This is a genomic window from Variovorax sp. P2_H12 (assembly GCF_056403395.1).
This window is the reverse complement of the sequence record NZ_JBFUFO010000050.1, coordinates 1-21,730: the sequence shown is the minus strand read 5'-3', so window position 1 is coordinate 21,730 and position 21,730 is coordinate 1. Positions and strand designations below refer to the sequence as shown.

General features: G+C 69.5%; 20 protein-coding genes and 1 pseudogene. 10 read left to right on the top strand and 11 right to left on the bottom strand.

The features are described 5' to 3' along the window. Nucleotides 1–20: 20 nt before the first annotated feature. Nucleotides 21–1,478 carry an MFS transporter gene (locus tag AC1DYK_RS30190; RefSeq protein ID WP_478169662.1) on the bottom strand — a complete coding sequence of 486 codons (1,458 nt, stop codon included), beginning with the start codon at nt 1,476–1,478 and terminating at the stop codon, nt 21–23. A gap of 89 nt (nt 1,479–1,567) precedes the next feature. Here AC1DYK_RS30190 and AC1DYK_RS30185 point away from each other — a divergent pair, with 89 nt between their 5' ends. After that, nucleotides 1,568–2,812, top strand: a complete 1,245-nt coding sequence (locus tag AC1DYK_RS30185; protein WP_478169661.1) for a zinc-binding metallopeptidase family protein — start codon at nt 1,568–1,570, stop codon at nt 2,810–2,812. Here AC1DYK_RS30185 and AC1DYK_RS30180 read toward each other — a convergent pair. The 6 genes from AC1DYK_RS30180 to AC1DYK_RS30155 all read right to left on the bottom strand — a co-directional run bounded on the left by AC1DYK_RS30180 (nt 2,803) and on the right by AC1DYK_RS30155 (nt 7,927). Further along, nucleotides 2,803–3,042 (bottom strand): cysteine-rich CWC family protein, encoded by a 240-nt coding sequence (locus tag AC1DYK_RS30180; RefSeq protein ID WP_478169660.1) that lies wholly within the window; start codon nt 3,040–3,042, stop codon nt 2,803–2,805. The two genes, AC1DYK_RS30185 and AC1DYK_RS30180, sit on opposite strands and share 10 nt — an antisense overlap. Further along, nucleotides 3,042–4,298: a 6-phosphofructokinase gene (locus AC1DYK_RS30175; RefSeq protein WP_478169659.1), complete on the bottom strand. Its 1,257-nt coding sequence runs from the start codon at nt 4,296–4,298 to the stop codon at nt 3,042–3,044. The genes AC1DYK_RS30180 and AC1DYK_RS30175 overlap by 1 nt, the downstream gene beginning before the upstream one ends. A gap of 44 nt (nt 4,299–4,342) precedes the next feature. Then, nucleotides 4,343–5,506 (bottom strand): acyl-CoA dehydrogenase family protein, encoded by a 1,164-nt coding sequence (locus tag AC1DYK_RS30170; protein ID WP_478169658.1) that lies wholly within the window; start codon nt 5,504–5,506, stop codon nt 4,343–4,345. Nucleotides 5,507–5,513: 7 nt separating this feature from the next. Continuing rightward, the gene (locus AC1DYK_RS30165; protein ID WP_478169657.1) at nt 5,514–6,308 is read right to left on the bottom strand and encodes an enoyl-CoA hydratase-related protein; all 795 of its coding nucleotides are present in this window, start codon (nt 6,306–6,308) and stop codon (nt 5,514–5,516) included. Between the two features lies 1 nt (nt 6,309). Beyond that, nucleotides 6,310–7,488 carry an acetyl-CoA C-acetyltransferase gene (locus AC1DYK_RS30160; RefSeq protein ID WP_478169656.1) on the bottom strand — a complete coding sequence of 393 codons (1,179 nt, stop codon included), beginning with the start codon at nt 7,486–7,488 and terminating at the stop codon, nt 6,310–6,312. A 127-nt stretch (nt 7,489–7,615) separates the two neighbouring features. Then, nucleotides 7,616–7,927 carry a DUF2917 domain-containing protein gene (locus tag AC1DYK_RS30155; protein WP_478169655.1) on the bottom strand — a complete coding sequence of 104 codons (312 nt, stop codon included), beginning with the start codon at nt 7,925–7,927 and terminating at the stop codon, nt 7,616–7,618. Between the two features lie 97 nt (nt 7,928–8,024). Here AC1DYK_RS30155 and AC1DYK_RS30150 point away from each other — a divergent pair, with 97 nt between their 5' ends. After that, nucleotides 8,025–8,942, top strand: coding sequence for a LysR substrate-binding domain-containing protein (locus AC1DYK_RS30150; RefSeq protein WP_478169654.1), 918 nt, complete (start codon nt 8,025–8,027; stop codon nt 8,940–8,942). 159 nt (nt 8,943–9,101) lie between these two features. Then, entirely contained in the window at nt 9,102–9,824 is a 723-nt protein-coding gene (locus AC1DYK_RS30145; RefSeq protein WP_478169653.1) for a ProQ/FINO family protein, read from the top strand. On the opposite strand, the gene AC1DYK_RS30140 is transcribed toward AC1DYK_RS30145, so the two are convergent. Next, on the bottom strand, nt 9,805–11,982 hold the full coding sequence (locus AC1DYK_RS30140) for a malate synthase G (protein WP_478169652.1): 2,178 nt from the start codon (nt 11,980–11,982) through the stop codon (nt 9,805–9,807). The two genes, AC1DYK_RS30145 and AC1DYK_RS30140, sit on opposite strands and share 20 nt — an antisense overlap. A gap of 171 nt (nt 11,983–12,153) precedes the next feature. Further along, the gene (locus tag AC1DYK_RS30135; RefSeq protein ID WP_478169651.1) at nt 12,154–12,894 is read right to left on the bottom strand and encodes an IclR family transcriptional regulator; all 741 of its coding nucleotides are present in this window, start codon (nt 12,892–12,894) and stop codon (nt 12,154–12,156) included. A gap of 107 nt (nt 12,895–13,001) precedes the next feature. On the opposite strand from AC1DYK_RS30135, the gene AC1DYK_RS30130 reads away from it, so the two are divergent. Beyond that, nucleotides 13,002–13,943, top strand: a complete 942-nt coding sequence (locus tag AC1DYK_RS30130; protein ID WP_478169650.1) for a hydroxymethylglutaryl-CoA lyase — start codon at nt 13,002–13,004, stop codon at nt 13,941–13,943. After that, nucleotides 13,936–15,132: a CaiB/BaiF CoA transferase family protein gene (locus AC1DYK_RS30125; protein WP_478169649.1), complete on the top strand. Its 1,197-nt coding sequence runs from the start codon at nt 13,936–13,938 to the stop codon at nt 15,130–15,132. Before AC1DYK_RS30130 ends, AC1DYK_RS30125 begins: the two co-directional genes overlap by 8 nt. 2 nt (nt 15,133–15,134) lie before the next feature. Here AC1DYK_RS30125 and AC1DYK_RS30120 read toward each other — a convergent pair whose 3' ends face one another. Further along, a complete protein-coding gene (locus tag AC1DYK_RS30120) occupies nt 15,135–15,488 on the bottom strand; it encodes a VOC family protein (RefSeq protein ID WP_478086712.1) in 354 nt (117 codons plus the stop codon). Nucleotides 15,489–15,680: 192 nt separating this feature from the next. Between AC1DYK_RS30120 and AC1DYK_RS30115 the strand changes: the two genes are divergently transcribed. From AC1DYK_RS30115 to AC1DYK_RS30105, 3 genes are read left to right on the top strand one after another with little or no spacing between them, the layout of a single operon-like run. Next, the gene (locus tag AC1DYK_RS30115; protein WP_442286279.1) at nt 15,681–16,640 is read left to right on the top strand and encodes a LysR family transcriptional regulator; all 960 of its coding nucleotides are present in this window, start codon (nt 15,681–15,683) and stop codon (nt 16,638–16,640) included. Next, nucleotides 16,637–17,095: a DUF2214 family protein gene (locus AC1DYK_RS30110; RefSeq protein WP_478169648.1), complete on the top strand. Its 459-nt coding sequence runs from the start codon at nt 16,637–16,639 to the stop codon at nt 17,093–17,095. The genes AC1DYK_RS30115 and AC1DYK_RS30110 overlap by 4 nt, the downstream gene beginning before the upstream one ends. A gap of 4 nt (nt 17,096–17,099) precedes the next feature. Then, nucleotides 17,100–19,136 carry a spermidine synthase gene (locus tag AC1DYK_RS30105; RefSeq protein ID WP_478169647.1) on the top strand — a complete coding sequence of 679 codons (2,037 nt, stop codon included), beginning with the start codon at nt 17,100–17,102 and terminating at the stop codon, nt 19,134–19,136. A 230-nt stretch (nt 19,137–19,366) separates the two neighbouring features. Here AC1DYK_RS30105 and AC1DYK_RS30100 read toward each other — a convergent pair whose 3' ends face one another. Then, nucleotides 19,367–19,630, bottom strand: a complete 264-nt coding sequence (locus tag AC1DYK_RS30100) for a hypothetical protein (RefSeq protein ID WP_478169646.1) — start codon at nt 19,628–19,630, stop codon at nt 19,367–19,369. A gap of 131 nt (nt 19,631–19,761) precedes the next feature. On the opposite strand from AC1DYK_RS30100, the gene argS reads away from it, so the two are divergent. Further along, nucleotides 19,762–21,435, top strand: coding sequence for an arginine--tRNA ligase (argS, locus tag AC1DYK_RS30095; RefSeq protein WP_478169645.1), 1,674 nt, complete (start codon nt 19,762–19,764; stop codon nt 21,433–21,435). Nucleotides 21,436–21,449: 14 nt separating this feature from the next. Then, nucleotides 21,450–21,730, top strand: a pseudogene (locus AC1DYK_RS30090) (SPOR domain-containing protein); the annotation flags it as partial.

The window sequence follows — 21,730 nt, the reverse complement described above, 5'->3', positions numbered from 1 at the left end:
ATTAGACCGCAGCCGCGCGCTCAGTTCTCAGGGGCCGGCGTCTTCACTCTCAATTGCCAGGCCGCGACGATGGCCAGCGCGCACAGGCCGGCCAGCATCGCGAACACCTCGTCGAAGGCCGCCAGCCGGGCCGCGCTGGTGGCCGGGTTGGAGAGCGAGTCGCCGTGTGCGGCCAGCCGCCATTCGAGCACGATCGCGCACAGGCTCACGCCGGCGGCGCCGCCGAGCATGCGCAGGAAGCTGATGGCGCTCGCGCCCTGCGGGATCAGCGGCTTGGCCAGCGGGCGCATCGCGCCGAGATTGAGCGAGGGCAGGATGAAGCCCAGGCCGATGCGCCCGATGATCGCGAACGCCACCAGCAGCCACAGCGGGCTGGCCAGTCGCAGCACCACCATCAGCGCGAAGGAGGCGGCCAGCAGCGCCAGGCCGATGCTGACCAGCAGGTAGGTCGGATGCCGGTCGGCCAGCCTGCCGACGCCGGCGATGGTCAGCGCGAGCACGATGCCAGCCGGCAGCAGGATGGTGCCGACGTGGGAGGCCGACAGATGCAGTCCGACCTGCATGTAGACCGGCAGCAGGTAGGTCGATCCGAACAGCGCCGTGCCGTAGATGAAGGCGACCACGCTGCCCATGGCGAACTGCCGGTATTGGAACAGCGCCAGGTTCATCAGCGGCGCGCCGCCGCCGGCGGCCAGGCGCTTCTGCCAGGCGACGAAGGCGCCGAAGGCGATGCCGGCGCCAGCCAGCAGCAGCGCGGCGTGCAGCGCCGAGTCGCCGCGCAGCGCCACCAGGCCGTTCAGCAGGCACAGGGTGCCGACGGTGCCCAGCCCCAGGCCGCGCCAGTCGAGTCCGTCGCTGCGCGCCGCCACCACGCCGCCCGGCGCCGTGGTCGGCACGAACTTGTAGGCCAGCCAGATCGAGGCGAGGCAAAAGGGCACCACCATGAAGAAGATCGAGCGCCAGCCGAACAGGTCGACCAGCACGCCGCCGATGCTCGGGCCGATGGCCGGCGCCAGCACCACGCCCATGCCGAAGATGCCGCTGGCCCGCCCCTGCTCGTGGGGCTGGAAGGCGCGCAGGATGATGATGGCCGGGATCGGCTGGACGACTCCGGCGGCCAGTCCCTCGACCACGCGCGCAATCAGCACCAGCGAGAAGTCGGTCGCCAGCCCGCCGGTCAGGCCGCCCGCCAGCAGCATCACCATGGTGCCGACGTAGGTCCGCCGGTAGCCGTAGCGCGAGAGCAGCCAGGGCGTGGTCAGCATCGACACGGTCGTCGCCACCATGAAGCCGGAGCTGACCCACTGGGCGCGCTCCTGGCCGAGGGAGAAATGGTGGCTCAGGTCCGGAATGGCGACGTTGACGATGGTTGACGACATGATCGATGCCATCACGCCCACCATGACGGAAAGAAGCAGGTACCAGCGGTAGCGCGCGCCGTAGCGGCTGCTCAGGGACTGCAAGGGAGGATTGTTCATGGAGGGCGGGACGCCCGGGCTCGGGCTGTCCTACAAGGATATCGGCGTTTTCCTGCGCGGCGCACAGCGGACGCCCACAATCAACCGACATGGAATCTCCGACCGACGATCGCGCTGCGCCCCCCGCAGCCGCCGAAAGCGGCCCCTCGCTGGCGGCCGAACTGCAGGCCCCGACACTGACGCGCGCCTACCGGTGCCAATGCGGCCGGCCGGTCTTCCTGCGCAACAGCCAATGCCTGGCCTGCCTGACGCCGCTGGGCTATGTGGTCGAGCGCCTGGGCGTGGTTCCGCTCGCGCCGGCCGACTTCCAGGGCGCCGAGGCAGACACCTTCACGCTCTTCGGCGAGACCCACGGCAAGGCCTACCGCCGCTGCGCCAACCTGATGACCCCGGCGGCCTGCAACTGGATGGTGCCGGCGCCGCGAGGGGGCGACGATCCGGCTTTCGGCATCGACGGCCTGGTGCCCGGGCTGTGCCTGTCGTGCAGCGTCACGCGCACCATCCCCGATCTTTCGCGCGAGGGCAACGGCGCGCTGTGGCGGAGCCTCGAACTGGCCAAGCGCCGGCTGATCTCACAACTGCTCGCGCTGGGCCTGCCGGTGGTCACGCGCCTGAGCGATCCGGTGCACGGCCTGGCCTTCGACTTCCTGAGCCACATGCCCGGCGGGCCGCACGTCATGACCGGCCACGAGATGGGCGTCATCACGCTCAATGCCGAGGAGGCCGAGGATGCCGTGCGCGAGCGCATCCGGGCCGAGATGCGCGAGCCCTACCGCACCTTGCTGGGCCACTTCCGGCACGAGATCGGCCATTACTACTGGGACCTGCTGGTGGCGCCGACGCCCTGGATCGAGGACTTTCGCCGGCTCTTCGGCGACGAGCGGGACGACTACGCCACGGCCTTGCGCAACCACTACGACAACGGCCCGCCGGCCGACTGGGCCGATCGCTTCGTGACCAGCTATGCGAGTTCGCACCCCTGGGAGGACTGGGCCGAGACCTGGGCCCACTACCTGCACATGGCGGATACCGCCGGCACCGCGATGAGTTTCGGCGTCGACGCGCAGTACGTCGAACTCACCAGCGACCTGTTCGGCCTGTCCGACCTGTGGCAGCCCGAGCATCCGGACGCGGCGCGCTTCCTCGACTTCCTCAACGGCTGGGTGCGCCTCACCAACGTGCTCAACGAGCTGTCGCGCAGCATGGGCCAGCCCGACTACTACCCCTTCGTGCTGCCGCGCACGGCGGTCGGCAAGCTGCAGTTCATCCACCAGGTGGTCACCGGGCCGCGAGAGGGTGCCGGGGTGCCGGCGCCGCCGAACGCTCAGCCCTGAACCGCCTCTTGCGCCTCTTGCGCCTCTTGCGCCGCGCAGCACGCGCAGATGCAGGCCAGCCGGCGCTGGGCGGCCGGCACGCGTGCCAGCAAGGCTTCGCTGAAGTCGGCCGCCATGCACCAGCAGGGCGGCTGCGCCTGGCCGGTCTCGCGCTCGATCTCCATGGCGCAGCGATTGGACTCGCCGCACAGGGGGCAGCGCGAAGGGTCGGGGCGTGTTCCTGCTTCCATCAGGCGACCTCGAAGGCCGGCAGCCTCTTCGGGACCGCGACGTTGTCGAGCGTCACGTAGACCGGCAGGCCGTCGCGGTAGGCCGGGTAGTCTTCGCCCTGGATCAGCGGCAGCAGATAGCGCCTGCACTTGTCGGTGATGCCCCAGCCGTCGTCCGAGATGAAGTCGCGCGGCATGAACTTCTCGGCGTTGGCCACCGCATCGAGCGGCGCCGTGCCGATGCGATACGCATAAGGCAGGTCCGAAGTGCGTTCGATCGTCGGCATCACCGCGTTGCGGCCTTCGAGCGCGAGCTCGACCGCGCGCTGGCCGAGTTCGTAGGCCTGCCTGACGTCGGTGGCGGAGGCGATGTGCCGGGCCGCGCGCTGCAGGTAGTCGGCCACCGCCCAATGAAACTTGTGGCCCAGCGCCTCCTTGATCATCTGCGCCACCACGGGCGCCGCACCGCCGAGCTGCGCATGGCCGAAGGCGTCCTTGCTGCCCTGCTCGGCGAGGAAGCTGCCGTCGGGGTGGTGGCAGCCTTCGGACACCACCACCGTGCAGTAGCCGTGGTACTTCACCAGCGCGTCGACGCGCGCGAGGAAAGCCGGCTGGTCGAACGGAATCTCGGGGAACAGGATCACGACCGGAATGCCCTGCGCGTCGACCAGCCCGCCGGCCGCGGCGATCCAGCCGGCATGCCGGCCCATCACCTCGATGACGAACACCTTGGTCGAGGTCGCGGCCATCGAGCGCACGTCCAGCGAGGCCTCGAGGGTCGACACCGCGACGTACTTGGCGACCGAGCCGAAGCCCGGGCAGCAGTCGGTCAGGGGCAGGTCGTTGTCGATGGTCTTGGGCACGTGGATCGCCTGCAGCGGATAGCCCAGCGACTGCGACAGCTGGCTCACCTTGAAGCAGGTGTCGGCCGAATCGCCGCCGCCGTTGTAGAAGAAATAGCCGATGCCGTGGGCCTTGAAGACCTCGATCAGGCGCTCGTACTCGCGCCGGTTTTTCTCGAGCGACTTGAGCTTGTAGCGGCAGGAGCCGAAGGCGCCCGAGGGCGTGGTGCGCAGGGCGGCGATCGCCTCGGCCGATTCACGGCCGGTGTCGATCAGGTCCTCGGTCAGCGCGCCGAGGATGCCGTTGCGCCCGGCGTAGACGCTGCCGATGCGGTCCGGATGCCGGCGGGCTGTCTCGATCACGCCGCAGGCCGAGGCGTTGATCACGGAGGTGACGCCGCCGGACTGGGCGTAGAAGGCGTTGAGCGTGGGCATGGCGCATTGTCCTGCAGCCTCTCCGCGCATGCCAGTGGCGGCGTTCAGCGCCCGGGCAGCCCCATCGCGCGGGTGATCACCTCTTTCATGATCTCGTTGGTGCCGCCGTAGATGCGCTGCACCCGGGCATCGGCGTAGGCCCGCGTGATCGGGTACTCCCACATGAAGCCGTAGCCGCCGTGCAGTTGCACGCATTCGTCCATCACCTTGCACTGCAGGTCGCTGGTCCAGTACTTGGCCATGCTGGCGGTCGCGGTGTCGAGCTTCTCGACCATCAGCAGTTCGATGCACTTGTCGACGAAGACCTGCGCGACCTGCACCTCGGTCTGCAGTTCGGCCAGCGTGTAGCGGGTGTTCTGGTAGGCCCCGACGGGCTGGCCGAACACCTTGCGTTCCTTCACGTAGGCCACGGTCTGGTCGATGGCCGACTGCGAGGCGGCCACCGCGCTGATCGCGATCTGCAGCCGCTCCCAGGGCAGCTGCTCCATCAGGCAGACGAAGCCGCGGTTCTCCTGCGCCGCGCCGCCGAGCAGCGCCTCGGCCGGCAGCCGCACGCCGTCGAAGAACAGCTCGGAGGTGTCCTGCGCCTTCAGGCCCAGCTTCTTCAGCCGCTTGCCCTTCTCGAAGCCGGGCGTGCCGCGCTCCACCAGGAACAGGCTGGTGCCTTTGGCGCCGCCGGCCGGATCGGTCTTGGCGACCACGATCACCAGGTCGGCGTGCCAGCCGTTGGTGATGAAGGTCTTGCTGCCGTTCAGCAGGTAGCTGCCGTCGGCCTGCTTCAGCGCGGTGCTGCGCACCGCCTGCAGGTCGCTGCCGGCGGCCGGCTCGCTCATCGCGATGGCGCCGATCATCTCGCCGCTGGCGAGCCTGGGCAGGTAGTGCTGCTTTTGTTCCTCGGTGCCGTAGCGAAGGATGTAGGGCGCCACGATCTCGCTGTGCAGCCCGAAGCCGATGCCCGTGAAGCCGCGGGCCCAGAGCTCCTCGAACTGGATCACCGAATAGAGCAGGTCGGCACCCGAGCCGCCGTGTTCTTCCGGCAGCGACATGCACAGGAAGCCGTTCTCCCCGGCCTTGTTCCAGACCGTCCGGTCGACGTAGCCCTGCTCCTCCCAGGCCTCGTGGAAGGGTGCGATCTCCTTGTCCAGGAAGCGGCGGAAGGAATCGCGGAAGGCCTCGTGGTCGGGGCCGAAGAGGGTGCGTTCGATCATGGCCTGTTCACCGTTTCGGAAAGACCGGCGGGCGCTTCTGCAGGAAGGCGGTCACGCCCTCGGCGAAGCTCGGCTGCTCGATCAGCTGGCGCTGGCGCTCGCTCTCGTAGTGCAGTTGCTCGGGCAGCGTATGGCGCTCCGACCGCTCGATGGCGCGGCGTGCCTCGAGCACCGCATGCGCCGGCAGGCGCGCCAGGCGCTGCGCGATCTTCAAGGCATCGAGCAGCAGCAGGTCGTCGTCGATCGCGGCCCAGATCAGGCCCCATTGCGCGGCGGTCTCGGCGCCGAGCTTCTCGTCGAGCAGCGCCATGCCCAGCGCGCGCGCCGGGCCGATCCGGCGCGGGATGAACCAGGTGCAGCCGAGGTCGGGCACGATCCCGAGCTTGGGCAGGAAGGGCAGGTAGAAATACGCGCTGCGCGCCGCCAGCACGATGTCGCAGGCCAGCGCCAGGCCGACCCCCGCACCGGCGGCCGGGCCGTTGACCGCGCAGACGACCGGCACCGGCAGCGTGCGCAGTTCCTCGATCAGCGGATTGCTCGTCGACTGCATCCAGTCGGCCGTCTGGTCGCCCAGCGTCTTTCCGGCTTCGGGCTCGCGCATCGCGCTCAGGTCGGCGCCGACGCAGAAGGCCTTGCCGGCGCCGGTGAGCAGCACGGCGCGCACTTGGCTGTCGCCGCGCACGCGCGCGAAGCACTCGCGCAGTTCCTGCTGCAGGTCGAGCGCGATCGGGTTGAGCTTGGACGGCAGATTGAGCGTGAGCGTCGCGATGCCTTCGTTGAGTTCGTAGAGCACGGCGCTCATGTCACAGGCGCTCCACGATGGTGACGTTGGCCATGCCGCCGCCTTCGCACATGGTCTGCAGGCCGTAGCGCTTGCCGCGCTGCCCGAGCGCATGGACCAGCGTGGTCATCAGCTTGGTGCCCGAGGCACCGAGCGGATGGCCCAGCGCAATCGCGCCGCCGTTCACGTTGAGCCTCGCCGGGTCGGCGCCGAGCTTCTGCAGCCAGGCCAGCGGCACCGGCGCGAAGGCCTCATTGACCTCGTAGAGGTCGATGTCCTCGATCTTCAGGCCGGCCTTCGAGAGCGCCCGCGCGGTGGCGGGGATCGGCGCCTCCAGCATGATCACCGGGTCGTGGCCCATGACGCTCATGTGGTGGATGCGCGCGAGCGGCTTCACGCCCAGCGCCTTCAGGCCGCGCTCGTTGACCACCAGCACGCCGCTGGCGCCGTCGCAGATCTGGCTCGCGGTGGCGGCGGTGCAGCGGCCGCCCTCGGCGATCAGCTTGACGCCGGCGATGCCTTCGAGCGTGGCGTCGAAGCGGATGCCTTCGTCGACCGTGTGCATCTCGCCGCTGGCCGAACCGTCGGCCAGGCGCACCTCGATCGGAACGATCTCGCCAGCGAAGGCCTGCTCGCGGCTGGCGGCGATCGCGCGCTGGTGGCTCTCGAAGGCGTAGCGGTCGAGCATGTCCTTCGTGAGGCCATAGTTCTTGGCGATCATCTCGGCCCCGGTGAACTGGCTGAACTCCACGCCCGGGTAGCGCCGCTGCATTGCGGGGCTCATGTAGGTGCCGAGGCCGGCCTTGGCCGGCAGCGCATTGGGCGTGAACATCGGCACCCGCGTCATGCTCTCGACGCCGGCCGCGATCACCGCGTCCATGCTGCCCGACATCACGGCCTGGGCCGCGAAGTGCAGCGCCTGCTGCGACGAGCCGCACTGGCGGTCGACCGAGGTGCCCGGCACCGACTCGGGCAGCTTCGAGGCCAGCACCGCGTTGCGTGCCACGTTGGTCGCCTGCTCGCCGACCTGGCTCACGCAGCCGAGGATCACGTCCTCCACCGCGGCCGGGTCGATGCCGCTGCGCGCCACCAGCGCGTCGATGACCTGGGCGGCCAGGTCGACCGGGTGCCAACCCGAAAGCCTGCCGCCGCGACGGCCGCCCGCGGTGCGCGCGGTGGCCACGATGAATGCCTCTGCCATGGTGTGTCCTTCCTCCGAGAAATGGGGGGCCCGGAGCGGACGGCGCCGCACGCCGATCGAACGGCGGCGGCGGATGGGCGTCTTCCCTGGCCACGAGCGTCGATGGTTCAACGCCCGGGCGTTCGGGTCAAGCCGGGGACATCCCGTGGGGCCACAGTCGCCAAGGTGACCGTGCCGCCGATGCCGGGGTGGCCGCGACCGAGAGCTTGGCGGCGCTGAAGCGCAGGCAGGACGGCTCCAGCGCCGCCACCAGCGCCCGGCGGTGCGAATCGCTGCGGAAGCGCTCGCCCGGTTCGAGCACGATGTCGCGCCGGTCGTGGTCGAGCGTGATCCAGACGGCGCCGCTGGTGCATTCGATATCGACCTCGTGGGCGTCGGGCAGGGTGAAGACGGCCTTCTTGGGCAGGCTGAGACTGAGGCGTTGGGTGCGGGGGGTCATGATGGGCTCCTTTGCATTCGTCTTGCGAATGAATATAGTGAGCGATGCCGTGCTTGTCATACGGTCATTTGGAACTCGTTGCATGCATGCAGAGAATGTGAAAGCCCTTTCTTCCGACGCCGGACTGCCACCGCTGGAGTTGCTGCGCAGCTTCGAGGCGGCCGCCCGCACGCTGAGCTTCACGCAGGCGGCGGCCGAGGTGTTCCTCACGCAGTCGGCCGTGAGCCGGCAGATCCAGCAACTCGAAGCCAGCCTCGGTGTCCTGCTGTTCGAGCGCCGCCATCGCGCGCTGGCGCTGACCGAGGCCGGCCGCGTGCTGCAGCGCGCCGTGGTCGAGAGCCTGGAGCGGCTGCGGGACGCCACGGCGCGCGTGCGTGCCGCGCCGGTGCTGCGCCAGGTCGCGATCACCACCACGCCGGGCTTCGCCTCGCTGTGGCTGATCCCGCGGCTGGCGCGGTTCACCGCCGACCATCCGAGGGTTGATGTGCGCGTGTCGGCCACGCTCGAGGTGCAGGACCTCGAGCGCAGCCGGATCGACGTCGCGGTGCGCTTCGTGCCGATCGCCCGGGGCACCGGCCCGACCCTGTTCGAGGAGTCGGTGATGCCGCTGTGCGCGCCGCGCATCGCCGCCGCCCTGGCGTCGCCCGGCGACCTGCCGAACCAGACCCTGCTGACGGTCGACCTGCCGAATCACGCCGAGTCGCCCACCGCCGACTGGGAGCCCTGGCTCGAGGTGATGGGCCTCGCCGATTTGCGCATGAAGAACACGCTGCGCTTCACGCAATACGCCGACGCGGTGGCGGCCGCGGTGGCGGGCCAGGGCGTGGTCATCGGCCGGCTGCCGCTGCTGCGCGAACTGGTGCAGACCGGGCAGCTGGTGGCGCCTTTCGGAGAAGGCGCGGCGTCGCGGCGCGGCTATTTCATCGAGACCTCGCGTCGAGCGGCCGGCAATGCCGATGCCCAGGATTTCGTGCGCTGGCTGCGGGCCGAAGCCGAGGCGGCGCAACAGGGCTGAAAGCCAGCCCCCACGCTCCCCCACTGCGTGTGGGTCGCTGCCCCCCGAGGGGGCCGCAGGCCGCCTTGGGGCGGCCCGGCGTCGGCCTGAGCCCGGGGGCATTAAAGTCGGGGCACGCAAGGCCCGATGTGGCACCGATTCCGCAGACCCCAAATCCCGATGAATTCGACGACTGATACCGCACCCGCTCCCAAAGCCGCCAAACAGGGCGGCCGCGAGCGGCAGAACGCCAGGCAGAAGCCGCGGCAGCAGGCGCCGCAGCGCCCCGCCCGCAAGCCCAACCCCGTGCTCGAGAAGCTGTTCGAGCTCTACCCGAAGATGTTCGGCGCCCGCTTCCTGCCGCTCAAGCTGGGCGTCTACCAGGAACTTCTGGCGCTGCATCCCGACGAATTCAAGAAGGAAGATCTCAAGATCGCCCTGGGCCAGCATGCGCGCTCGACCCGCTACCTCGATGCCGTGGCGGCCGGCGAGAAGCGCCATGACCTGCACGGCGTGCCGGTCGAGGAGGTGGCGCCCGAGCATGTGCACCACGCGATCCTGGAAGTGTTCAAGCGCCGCCAGGCGCGCACCGAGGAAGATTTGCGGCCGAAGCTGCGCGTCCGCCTGGTCGAGGCGATCGAGGCCTCGGGCCTCTCGCGCGAGGACTACGTGCTGGCCGTGCGGACGCAGGACGAACTGACGAACGCGGTGCTCGACGAAGCCTTCGCCGAGGTCGGCGCGCGCACCGCCAAGCGCGAGGCGCTGCTGCGGGCCTTCGAGGCCAGCGGGCGCAGCGTCGCCGAGTTCGCGGAGACCCCCCGGGGGGGCGGGGGGCGGCCTGGGGGGGCCCCGGCGCCGGCCCTGAGTTCCGGCGGGATCAGCCTCAGGCCGAGGCGGCCTTGACCTTCAGCCGCCAGGCGTGCAGCAGCGGCTCGGTGTAGCCGCTGGGCTGCTCGATTCCCTTGAACACCAGGTCCTGGGCCGCCTTGTAGGCAGCCGAGGTCGCGAAGTTGCCGGCCATGTTCCGGTACAGCGGGTCGCCGGCGTTCTGCTGGTCGACCACCGCGGCCATGCGCTCGAAGGTGGCGTTGACCTGTTCCTTGGTCACCACGCCGTGCAGCAGCCAGTTGGCGATGTGCTGGCTCGAGATGCGCAGCGTGGCGCGGTCTTCCATCAGGCCGATGTCGTGGATGTCCGGCACCTTGGAGCAGCCCACGCCCTGGTCGATCCAGCGCACCACGTAGCCCAGGATGCCCTGCACGTTGTTGTCGAGCTCCTGCTGGCGTTCGGCCGCGGTCCAGTCCACCTTGGGCGCCACCGGCACCTGCAGCAGGCCGTCGAGGAGGTTGTCGCGCTCGGCGTTGGCGTCGATCTTCTCGAGCTGCTGCTGCACCTCGGCGACGTTGACCTGGTGGTAGTGCAGCGCGTGCAGCGTCGCGGCGGTCGGCGAGGGCACCCAGGCGGTGTTGGCGCCGGCCTTGGGGTGCGCGATCTTCTGTTCGAGCATCGCGGCCATCAGGTCCGGCATGGCCCACATGCCCTTGCCGATCTGCGCCTTGCCGCGCAGGCCGCATGACAGGCCGACCAGCACGTTGTTCTTCTCGTAGGCCTGGATCCACGGCGTGGTCTTCATGTCGCCCTTGCGCAGCATCGCGCCGGCCTGCATGGCGGTGTGCATCTCGTCGCCGGTGCGGTCGAGGAAGCCGGTGTTGATGAAGGCCACGCGCGCGGCGGCCTCGGCGATGCAGGCCTTGAGGTTGAGGCTGGTGCGGCGCTCCTCGTCCATGATGCCGAGCTTGACCGTGTTGGCGGGCAGGCCGAGCAGCTGCTCGACGCTCGCGAACAGCGCGCTGGCGAAGGCGACTTCGGCCGGGCCGTGCATCTTCGGCTTCACGATGTAGACGCTGCCGGTGCGCGAGTTGCCCTTGCGCTTCAGGTCGATGGTCGCGATGGTGGTCGTGATGACCGCGTCCATGATGCCTTCGGGGATCTCCTTGCCGCCGGCGTAGAGGATGGCCGGATTGGTCATCAGGTGGCCGACGTTGCGCACGAACATCAGCGAGCGGCCGTGCAGCTTCACGGGCTGGCCGTCGGCGCCGGTGTATTCGCGGTCGGGGTTGAGGCCGCGCGTGAAGGTCTTGCCGCCCTTGGCGACGTCCTCGGTCAGGTCCCCCTTCAGGATGCCGAGCCAGTTGGAGTAGGCCAGCACCTTGTCGGCGGCGTCCACCACGGCCACCGAGTCCTCGAGGTCGAGGATGGTCGAGAGCGCGGCCTCGAGCACGACGTCGCTGATGCCGGCCGGGTCGGTCTTGCCGATGGCGGTCGAGCGGTCGATCTGGATGTCGAGGTGGATGCCGTTGTGCTTGAGCAGCACCGACTTCGGCGCCGCCGCCTCACCCTGGTAGCCGATGAATTGGGCCGGGTCCGCCAGGCCGGTGCTGCTGCTCTGCAGCGCCACCACCAGCTTGCCACCCTCGACCTTGTAGCCGGTCGCGTGCTTGTGCGAGCCGTTCTCCAGCGTCGCGGCCTGGTCGAGCACGTTGCGTGCGAACTCGATCACCTTGGCGCCGCGCGCCGGGTTGTAGCCCTTGCCCTTCTCGGCGCCGCCGGTCTCGGGGATCGCGTCGGTGCCGTAGAGCGCGTCGTAGAGCGAGCCCCAGCGCGCGTTCGCGGCATTGAGCGCATAGCGTGCGTTGAGGATCGGCACCACCAGTTGCGGACCGGCCTGCAGAGCGAGTTCGGCGTCGACGTTGGCGGTGGTGGTCTTGACGTCCTTCGGCTGCGGCAGCAGGTAGCCGATCGACTCGAGAAAGGCGCGGTAGGCCGGCATGTCGGCGATCGGGCCCGGGTGTGCCTTGTGCCAGGTGTCCATTTCAAGCTGCAGCCGGTCGCGTTCGGCCAGCAGCGCCAGGTTCTTCGGTGCGAACTCGCTGACGATGGCGTCGAAGCCCTTCCAGAAGACATCGCTGGCGACGCCGGTGGCGGGCAGGACCTTCTGCTCGATGAACTGGTGCAGTTCGGTGGCGACCTGGAGGCCGTGGGCAGGGGTGCGGGCGGTCATGAGTCAGTTCTCCTTGATAGATGCGTCCCGGGGACTGTATTCGATACCTGACTGGCCAGTAAGAGCCGAAATCGGGTTTTATCAATGACAAAAATGAAGGTAATACCGCCGTCGGGCGGCCTGTCCAAGGGTACGCCGTGACGCAGGAAAAGTGCCCGCGGCGCTTCGCGGTCAGACCTGGCCGTTGAGCCTTCGCGCAGCGGCCCGGACCGGCTCGATGTGCTGCGGGTCGTAGCGATGGGCCGGCATGGTCAGCGTGAGCGCGGCTGCCAGGCGGCCATCGGCCCGGAACACCGGCGCCGAGATGCCGGCCAGCTCGGCCGTGCGGTCGCCGACCAGCGCACAGTAGCCCTGTTCGCGGATGGTCTCGTAAAACGCGCGATCGCGAGCTCCGCGCGGTCTTTCGGCCTCGGGGCCGAAGGCGATCAGGATGCGGGCGCCGGCGCCGCGGTCGGCCGGCAGCAGGTCGCCGGCGCGCACGTGGTCGCGCACCACGTGCGGCGAGTCCACCCGGTACAGGCACAGGCGGGTCCAGCCCTCGCCCTGCGGCTGGCGCACGTGGTAGGCCGCGCTTTCGCCGGTGGCGGCGACCAGGTCGCGCAGCACCGGCGGCACGATACCGTCGAGCGAGAACGAGGCGGCATACAGGGCGTGCAGGCGCGCGACTTCGGCGCCGAGGGCGTAGCGGCCGTCGTCCTGCCGGCGGATCAGCCGCGCGTTCTCCAGCGAGGCCAGCAGGCGCAGCACCGTGCTCTTGTAGAGCTGCGCGCGCTCGGCGAACTGCGTCAGCGTGAGCGCATCATCGCCGGCCCGGAAGGCCGACAGCAGGCTCAGCGCGCGATCCACCGCCGCGGCGCCGCCGGGCGCGGCGTTCAGGTCGGAGACCGATTCGGTGTGGGATTTGCGTGGCATGGGCGTGGCTTGACAGGCTGCGCGCTCACCGGTCTAATTCTGTTTGTCGGAATATAGTTCTGCAAGATAGAACAGTCAAGCTCATTCGAAAAAAGGAGGCAGGAGCGATGACAGCCCCTGATGTGCTCATCAGCGAGGTCGGCCCGCGCGACGGCCTGCAATCCGTCAAGGCGACGATGCCCACGGCGGACAAGCTGCGCTGGATCGATGCTCTCCATGCAGCCGGCGTCAGGGAGATCGAGGTCGCCTCCTTCGTGCCGGCCCGGCTGCTGCCGCAGATGGCCGACGCCGCCGAGGTGGTGCGCCATGCGATCACGCTGCCCGGCCTGACCGTGATGGCGCTGGTGCCGAACCGCAGGGGCGCCGAAGCCGCGCTCGCGGCGGGCGTCCACAAGCTCACGGTGCCGGTGTCCGCCAGCGCGGCCCATTCGCTCGCCAACGTGAGGAAGACGCGCGAGCAGATGGTCGACGAGGTCCGCGCCATCGCCGATCTGCGCCGCGCACTCGCGCCGCAGGTCAGGCTCGAAGCCGGCATCTCGACCGCTTTCGGCTGCACGCTGCAGGGCGAGGTGCCTGAGGACGACGTGATCCGGCTGGCCGCGCAGTGCATCGCGGCCGGCGCCGACGAGTCGGGCCTGTCCGACACCGTGGGCTATGCGAACCCGGCCCAGGTTCGCCGCCTCTTCAGGCGTCTGCGCGCCGAGATCGGCGACCAGGCCGGCGCGGCCCACATGCACAACACGCGCGGGCTCGGCCTCGCGAACTGCCTGGCCGCCTTCGAAGAGGGCGTGCGCACCTTCGACGCCTCGCTCGGCGGTCTGGGCGGCTGTCCCTATGCCCCCGGCGCCTCGGGCAACGTGGTGACCGAGGACCTGGTCTTCATGTTCGAGGCCATGGGCGTCGCGACCGGCATCGATCTCGCCAGACTCATCGCGGCCCGTGCGCCGCTCATCGCCGGCCTGCCGGGCGAACCGGTCTACGGCATGACGCCCGAAGCCGGCCTGCCCAAGGGCTTCAACCAGCGAAACCAGGGAACCGCACATGTCTGAATCCTCCTCTGCACCGCTGCCGTACGCGGGCGTCCGCGTCGTCGAGTTCACTCACATGGTGATGGGCCCGACCTGCGGCATGCTGCTGGGCGATCTCGGCGCCGAGGTGATCAAGGTCGAGCCGATCGAGGGCGACAACACGCGCCGCCTGCTGGGCTCGGGGGCCGGCTTCTTCCCGACCTTCAACCGCAACAAGAAGAGCATCGCGCTCGACCTCAAGAAGCCCGAGGGCGTCGAGGCCGCGCTGCGCCTGATCGCGACCGCCGACATCGTGAGCGAGAACTTCAAGCCCGGCACGATGAAGAAGCTGGGCCTCGACCACGACCGCCTGAGCCGGCTCGATCCGCGGCTGATCTACGTCAGCCACAAGGGCTTCCTGCCCGGCCCCTACGACCACCGCACCGCGCTCGACGAGGTGGTGCAGATGATGGGCGGCCTGGCCTACATGACCGGCCGCTCGGGCGATCCGCTGCGCGCGGGCACCAGCGTCAACGACATCATGGGCGGCATGTTCGGCGCCATCGGCGCGATGGCGGCGCTGCGCCAGCGCGAACTCACGGGCAAGGGCTGCGAGGTGCAGTCGGCCTTGTTCGAGAACAACATCTTCCTGGTCGCGCAGCACATGATGCAGTTCGCCGCCACGGGCCGCGCCGCCGACCCGATGCCGAGCCGGATCTCGGCCTGGGGCATCTACGACGTCTTCACCGTGAAGGCGGGCGAGCAGATCTTCCTGGCGGTGGTCAGCGACAAGCAGTGGGCCATCTTCTGCAAGGCCTTCGGGCTAGAGGAGATGCTGGCCGATCCGCGCCTGAAAACCAACAACGACCGGGTGCTCGCGCGCGAATGGATGATGCCCGTGCTGCGCTCGCACCTCGCCGGCCGCAGCGCGGCCGAACTCAGCGCCGTGTTCGAGCAGCACGAACTGCCGTTCGCGCCCATCGCCAAGCCGCAGGACCTGTTCGACGACCCGCACCTCAACGCCACTGGCGGCCTGGCGCCGATCCGCATGAACGACGGCAGCCAATCGAAGGTGCCGCTGATGCCCTTCACGCTCGGCGGCGAGCGTCCCGGCATTCGCCTGCAGCCGCCGCTGCTCGGGGAGCACACGAGCGCGCTGCTCAAGGAAGTGGGCTACAGCGACGCCCAGATCGCCGCGCTCAAGACGCACGGCATCACGACCGGAGACTGAGCCTAGGCCAGCTCTTCGTGCAGGCAGAGGATGTTGCCTTCGGGGTCTTCGAACCAGGCCGCCTTCTCGGAGCCCAGCACGCAGACATGCTCGACGGTCTTCAGCCCCGGGAGGTCGTAGTCCGCGAAACGCACGCCGCGCTGTTCCAGCGCGGCCACCGCGTCGCCGATGCGCTCGACCCGAAAGCTCAAGGCCGTGTGCTCGGCCTTGGTGCCTTCGGGCTTGGGGAACAGGGCCAGTTCGGTGCCGCCGCAGCGGTAGATGAACTTGCCGTCCGGCTTGGCGCCGAGCGGCTCCAGCCCGAGCACCTGCTCGTAGAACCGGCGTGCGCGGGCAAGATCCTTCACGGGCAACATGCAGGTGACGCTGCTGGCGGCGAGTGGGTTCACGGTCGGCGCTCCCGGAGTCTTCCTCCGCCTTGTAGGCGCTTTGCGATTGACGCGCCATGGGGAGGAACGCGCAGGCATGGTCAGGTCCAGGCGCGGCAGATGAGGCTGTTTCGCTCACGGCCGAGGCTCTCTGGCCGACGCTCGTGATAATCGCCGGCGATGGACCGCCTGAAGCAACTCGAATCCTTTGTCGCGATCGCCGCCCGCGGCAGCCTGACAGCCGCGGCCAAGGCCGAGGGCGTGGCGCCGGCGATCATCGGCCGTCGGATCGACGCGCTGGAAGAGCGGCTGGGCGTCAAGCTGCTGCTGCGCACCACGCGCCGCATCACGCTCACGCACGAGGGGAGCGCCTTCCTGGAGGACTGCCAGCGGCTGCTGGTCGAGCTCGCGAACGCGGAGGCCAGCGTGAGCGCGGGCGGCGTCAAGGCCAGCGGCCACCTGCGCGTGACCGCGCCGGCGGGCTTCGGCCGGCGCCACGTGGCGCCGCTGGTGCCGCGCTTCCACCAGCTGCATCCCGAGGTCACGATCTCGCTCAACCTCAGCGACCGCGTGGTCGACATGGCGGGCGAGAGCTTCGATTGCGCGGTGCGGGTCGGCGACCTGCCCGATTCCTCGCTGGTGAGCCTGCGCCTGGCGGACAACCGGCGCCGCTGCGTCGCCACGCCCGAGTTCGTGCGCCGCCACGGCGCGCCGCGCCATCCGGGCGAACTGGCGCGCTTCGCCTGCCTCAGCCTGTCGAGCGACGCCTCGCAGACCCGCGGCTGGGCCTTCCGGGTGCCGGCGGCCGGCGGCGAGCACGAGGTGATCCACCTGAAGCCGACCGGACCGCTCGACTGCTCCGACGGCCAGGTGCTGCACGACTGGTGCCTGGCCGGCCACGGCATCGCCTGGCGCAGCACCTGGGAGGTCGAGGCCGAGATCGACGCCGGCCTGCTGGTGCCGCTGCTCGACGAGTTCGCCGCGCCGCCCAACGGCATCTACGCCGTGTTCCCGCAGCGCAAGCACCTGGCCCTGCGGGTGCGGCTGTGGCTGGACTTCCTGAAGGCGCAGTACGCGCGGCCGGAGTTCTGGGGCGGCACAATCGCAGCGCCCAAGAAAACCAAGGAATCCCCCCGATGACGCTCGAAGCCATCCTCGCCTACCTGCACCTGCTGGCCATCCTGACGATGGTGGTGTTCATCGCCAGCGAGGCGGCGCTGTGCCGCGTCGAGTGGCTCAACGCGGCCGTGGTCGAGCGCCTGGCCAAGGTCGACCGCATCTACGGCATCGCCGCGGTGGCGGTCATCGCCACCGGCGTGGCGCGCACCTGGTGGGGCATGAAGGGCACGGCCTGGTACTGGACCAACCCGCTGCTGCACCTGAAGCTCACGCTCTTCATCATCGTCGGCCTGATCTCGATCTTTCCGACGATGCGCTACCTGCGCTGGCGCAAGGCGCTGCGTGCCACCGGCGCGCTGCCGGCCGAGGCCGAGGTCCGCAAGACCCGCAAGCTGGTGATGATCCAGGCCCACCTGATCGCGCTGATTCCACTGGTGGCCGTGTTCCTGGCCCGCGGCTTCGGCGCCAGGAGCTAGCCCGATGAAGCCGGCGTACGTCAAGGCCCTGTTCGCCGGCACCATCTTCACCAGTGCCTTTTTGCTGTTCCTGGTCCAGCCGCTGATCGCCAAGCAGATCCTGCCGTGGTTCGGCGGCTCGGCGGCGGTCTGGTCGGTCTGCATGGTGTTCTTCCAGGTCGTGCTGCTGGCGGGCTATGCCTACTCCGACTGGATCACGCGCCGGCTCAGCGCCCGCGCACAAGCCAGGCTGCATGTCGGCCTGTTGCTCGCGAGCCTCGCCTTCCTGCCGATCGTGACCCACGCGCGCTGGAAGCCGAGCGGCGCCGAGGACCCCACGCTGTGGATCCTGGGCCTTTTGCTCGGCACCATCGGCCTGCCGTACTTCCTGCTCTCGACCACCGGGCCGCTGGTGCAATCCTGGGTGGCGCGCACGCCGTGGGGGGCGCAGGTGTACCGCTATTTCTCGCTCTCGAACCTGGCCTCGCTGGTGTCGCTGCTGAGCTACCCGGTGCTCATCGAGCCGCGCAGCTCGCTGTTGCAGCAGGCCTGGGGTTGGTCGGTGGCCTACGGCGTCTTCGTGCTGCTGTGCGCCGGCACCACGCTCTACGTGTCGCGCCACTGGGCGAGCGCCGCGGCGCCTGCCGTCGCGCCGCGGCAGGTCGACGCGACGCCCGCAGTACGACCGCGCACCGCCGACCATCTGATGTGGCTGGCCCTGCCGGCCCTGGGCTCCTGGCTGCTGCTCGCCATCACGAACCACATCACGCAGAACGTGGCGGCCATTCCCTTCCTGTGGGTGCTGCCGCTCTCGGTCTACCTGCTGACCTTCGTCCTGACCTTCGAGAGCGACCGCTGGTATCGCCGCCCCCTGTTCGTCCCGCTGGCCGCTGCGATGCTGGCGCTGTGCGCGTTCGGGCTGCAGCACAGCCTGGGCTCCGACCTGCGCACGGCGCTGCCGATCTACATCGTCGGCCTGTTCGCGCTGTGCATGTTCCTGCACGGCGAAATGGCGCGCCTGCGCCCCGGTGGCGCCTACCTGACGCGCTTCTACCTGATGCTGTCGCTGGGCGGCGCGCTCGGCGGCATCAGCGTCGGGCTGGTGGCGCCGCACGTGTTGCCGGCCTACTACGAACTGGGCGTCGGCCTCGTGCTGTGCGCGCTGATCGCGGCCGTGCTGTGGCGCCGGCGGCGCATCGGCATGGCGGCTTCGCTGGCGCTGGCGGGAGCCTGTGCCTGGTTTCTGGCGCTGCAGGTCGAGGTCGATGCGACCGGCGCGCGCCGCATGCAGCGCAACTTCTACGGCACGCTGGTCACGCTCGACGCCGAGCGCGGCGTCGCCGGCGACAAGGTACGCCAGATGTTCCACGGCTCCGTCAAGCACGGCGAGCAGTACCTGGCGCCGTCACGCCGGCGCGAGCCGACCGCCTACTACGGGCCGAGCTCGGGGGTCGGCCTGGCGATCGCGGCGGCGCCGGCCACGCCGCGCCGCGTCGGGCTGATCGGGCTGGGCGCCGGCACGCTGGCGACCTACGGCCGGCCCGGCGACACCTACCGGGTCTACGAGATCAATCCGCAGGTGTTCGAACTCGCTGACAGCGAGTTCAGCTTCCTCGCCGACAGCCCGGCGCGCATCGAGCGGGTGCTCGGCGATGCCCGGCTGGCGCTGGAAGGCGAGAGCCCGCAGGCCTTCGACGTGCTGGCGGTCGACGCCTTCTCGGGCGATTCCGTGCCGGTCCACCTGATCACGGCGCAGGCGCTGGACCTCTATTTCAGGCACATGCGGCCGGGCGGCATCGTCGCCTTCCACGTCACCAACCGCTTCCTGGCGCTGGCGCCGGTGGTCGAGAAGATCGCGCTGGCCAAGGGCCTGCACGTGGCGCTGGTGCACGACGAGCCCAGCGCCGAGGGGCTGCGCAACACCGACTGGGTGCTGGTCGCCCGCGAGCCGGGCCGGCTGACCGAGGGCGCCATTGGCCTGGCCAGCTCAAGCATTCAGCAGATCGCAGGCCTGGAGCCCTGGACCGACGACGCCAACAACCTCTTCGGCGTCCTGAAGTAGCGAGCCGCCATCGAGGCCGGCGCAGCCAGGCCCGTTGGTGAAACACCGTGGAACCGGCTCCGCCGGGCCGCTGGTGTTGCCCCCGGTAGGGGGTGGGCGGGCTACACGAAGTGAGCCCAACCTGGGGGGGAGCTCAATACACCGCGGAACTGGCTTTGCCAGGCCGCAGGTGTTGCCCCCGGCAGGGGGTGGGCGCCAGGACACGAAGTGCCGGGCAACCTGGGGGCGAGCTACCCCTTCGCGTCCGCTTCGCACTTCTTCATGAAGCTGGTCTTGGCGGCCCCGGCCAGCGGCTTGCCGTTCTTGTCGATCGCCTTCGTCGCGCAAGTCGGCGCGGCTGCGGCCGCGGCGTCCTTTTCGCACTTCTTGACGAAGCTGGTCTTGGCCGCGCCATTCAGCTTCTTGTCCGCCGCCTGGGTGTCGCAGGTGGATGCGTGCGCGACGCCGAACGAGAGGGAGGCGCCCAGAGCCAGCAGGGAAATGAGCTTTTTCATGATGGAGGAGTCCTTGGGAGTTGGGCTGTGACGGTTTTCCCCGCCCCGGGGTTGCCCATCCTAACGGCCGATGTTCACCGTTGGATGACGCTTGTTACGGCCGGCTTTCGGGCCCCCGGTAAAATTCGCCGATGCTATTGGTCAAACAGGAGCTGCTCGCGGCGCTCGCGAACACGCTCGAATCCCTCTCGCCCGGCGCCGGCGTCAAAGCCGCGTTCGAGTCGCCCAAGGTGGCGGCCCATGGCGATCTCGCCAGCACCGCCGCCATGCAGCTGGCCAAGCCGCTGCAGCGCAAGCCGCGCGAACTCGCCGAAGAACTCGCGGCCGCATTGCAGGCCACGCCCGCCTTCGCCCAGTGGGTGGAGACGGTCGAGATCGCCGGCCCCGGCTTCCTGAACATCCGCCTCAAGACCGTCGCCCGGCAGCAGGTGGTGCGCGAGGTGCTCGCCGCCGGCGCCGCTTTCGGGCGGCAGCCGGCCCGCGAGGAGCGGGTGCTGGTCGAGTTCGTCTCGGCCAACCCGACCGGGCCGCTGCACGTCGGCCACGGCCGCCAGGCCGCCCTCGGCGACGCCATCTGCAACCTGCTGGCGACGCAAGGCGACCAGGTCTGGCGCGAGTTCTACTACAACGACGCCGGCGTGCAGATCCAGACGCTGGCCACCAGCACCCAGCTGCGCGCCAAGGGCTTCAAGCCGGGCGACCCCGAATGGCCCGAGCAGGCCTACAACGGCGAGTACATCGCCGACATCGCGGCCGACTTCAAGGCCAGGAAGACTGTGCGTTCGGACGACCGCGAGTACACGGCCAGCGGCGACGTCGACGACCTCGACTCGATCCGCCAGTTCGCGGTCGCCTACCTGCGCCATGAGCAGGACCTCGACCTGAAGGCCTTCCAGGTCCGGTTCGACAACTACTACCTCGAGTCCAGCCTCTATACCAGCGGCCGGGTGGCGGCCACGGTGCAGAAGCTCGTCGATGCCGGCAAGACCTACGAGCTGGACGGCGCCCTGTGGCTGAAGTCGACCGACTACGGGGACGACAAGGACCGCGTAATGAGGAAGGGCGACGGCACCTACACTTACTTCGTGCCCGACGTGGCCTATCACATCGCCAAATGGGAGCGCGGCTTCCACAAGGTGGTCAACATCCAGGGCACCGACCACCACGGCACGATCGCGCGCGTGCGCGCCGGGCTGCAGGCGGCCGGGGTCGGCATCCCGGCCGGCTACCCCGACTACGTGCTGCACACCATGGTGCGCGTGGTGCGCGGCGGCGAAGAGGTCAAGATCAGCAAGCGCGCCGGCAGCTACGTCACCCTGCGCGACCTGATCGAATGGACCAGCACCGATGCGGTGCGCTTCTTCCTGCTGAGCCGCAAGCCCGACACCGAATACACCTTCGACATCGACCTGGCGCTGGCGCAGAACAACGACAACCCGGTCTACTACGTGCAGTACGCCCACGCGCGCATCTGCTCGGTGCTGGCGGCCTGGGGCGGCGATGCCGCGACGCTCGACGGCGTGGACCTGTCTGCGCTGCAAAGCCCGGCCTCGCAGGCGCTGCTGCTGCAACTGGCCAAGTACCCCGAGATGCTGACCGCCGCGGCCAGGGATTTCGCGCCCCACGACGTCACCTTCTACCTGCGAGAACTGGCCGCGAGCTACCACAGCTACTACGACGCCGAGCGCATCCTGGTCGACGACGAGCCGGTCAAGCGGGCCCGCCTGGCGCTGGTCGCGGCGACCGCGCGGGTGCTGCACAATGGGCTCGCTGTTCTGGGCGTCAGCGCGCCGCAAAAGATGTGATTCCCTCCTCCACCATGAAAAAACGACAAAGCGGCAACATCGTCATCGGGATGATCGTGGGCCTGGTGCTGGGGCTCGGCATCGCGCTCGGCATCGCGGTCTACGTGACCAAGGTGCCGATCCCGTTCATGACCAAGACCCAGCGCGGCGGCGCCGAGCAGGACGAGGCCGAGGCACGCAAGAACCGCGACTGGGATCCGAACCTGCCGCTGGCCGGCAAGGCCGGTGCCGCGGCGCGTGCGCCGGCGGCCGCGGGGCCGGTCGCGCCCGCCCCCGTGGCGGCGCCCAATCCGCC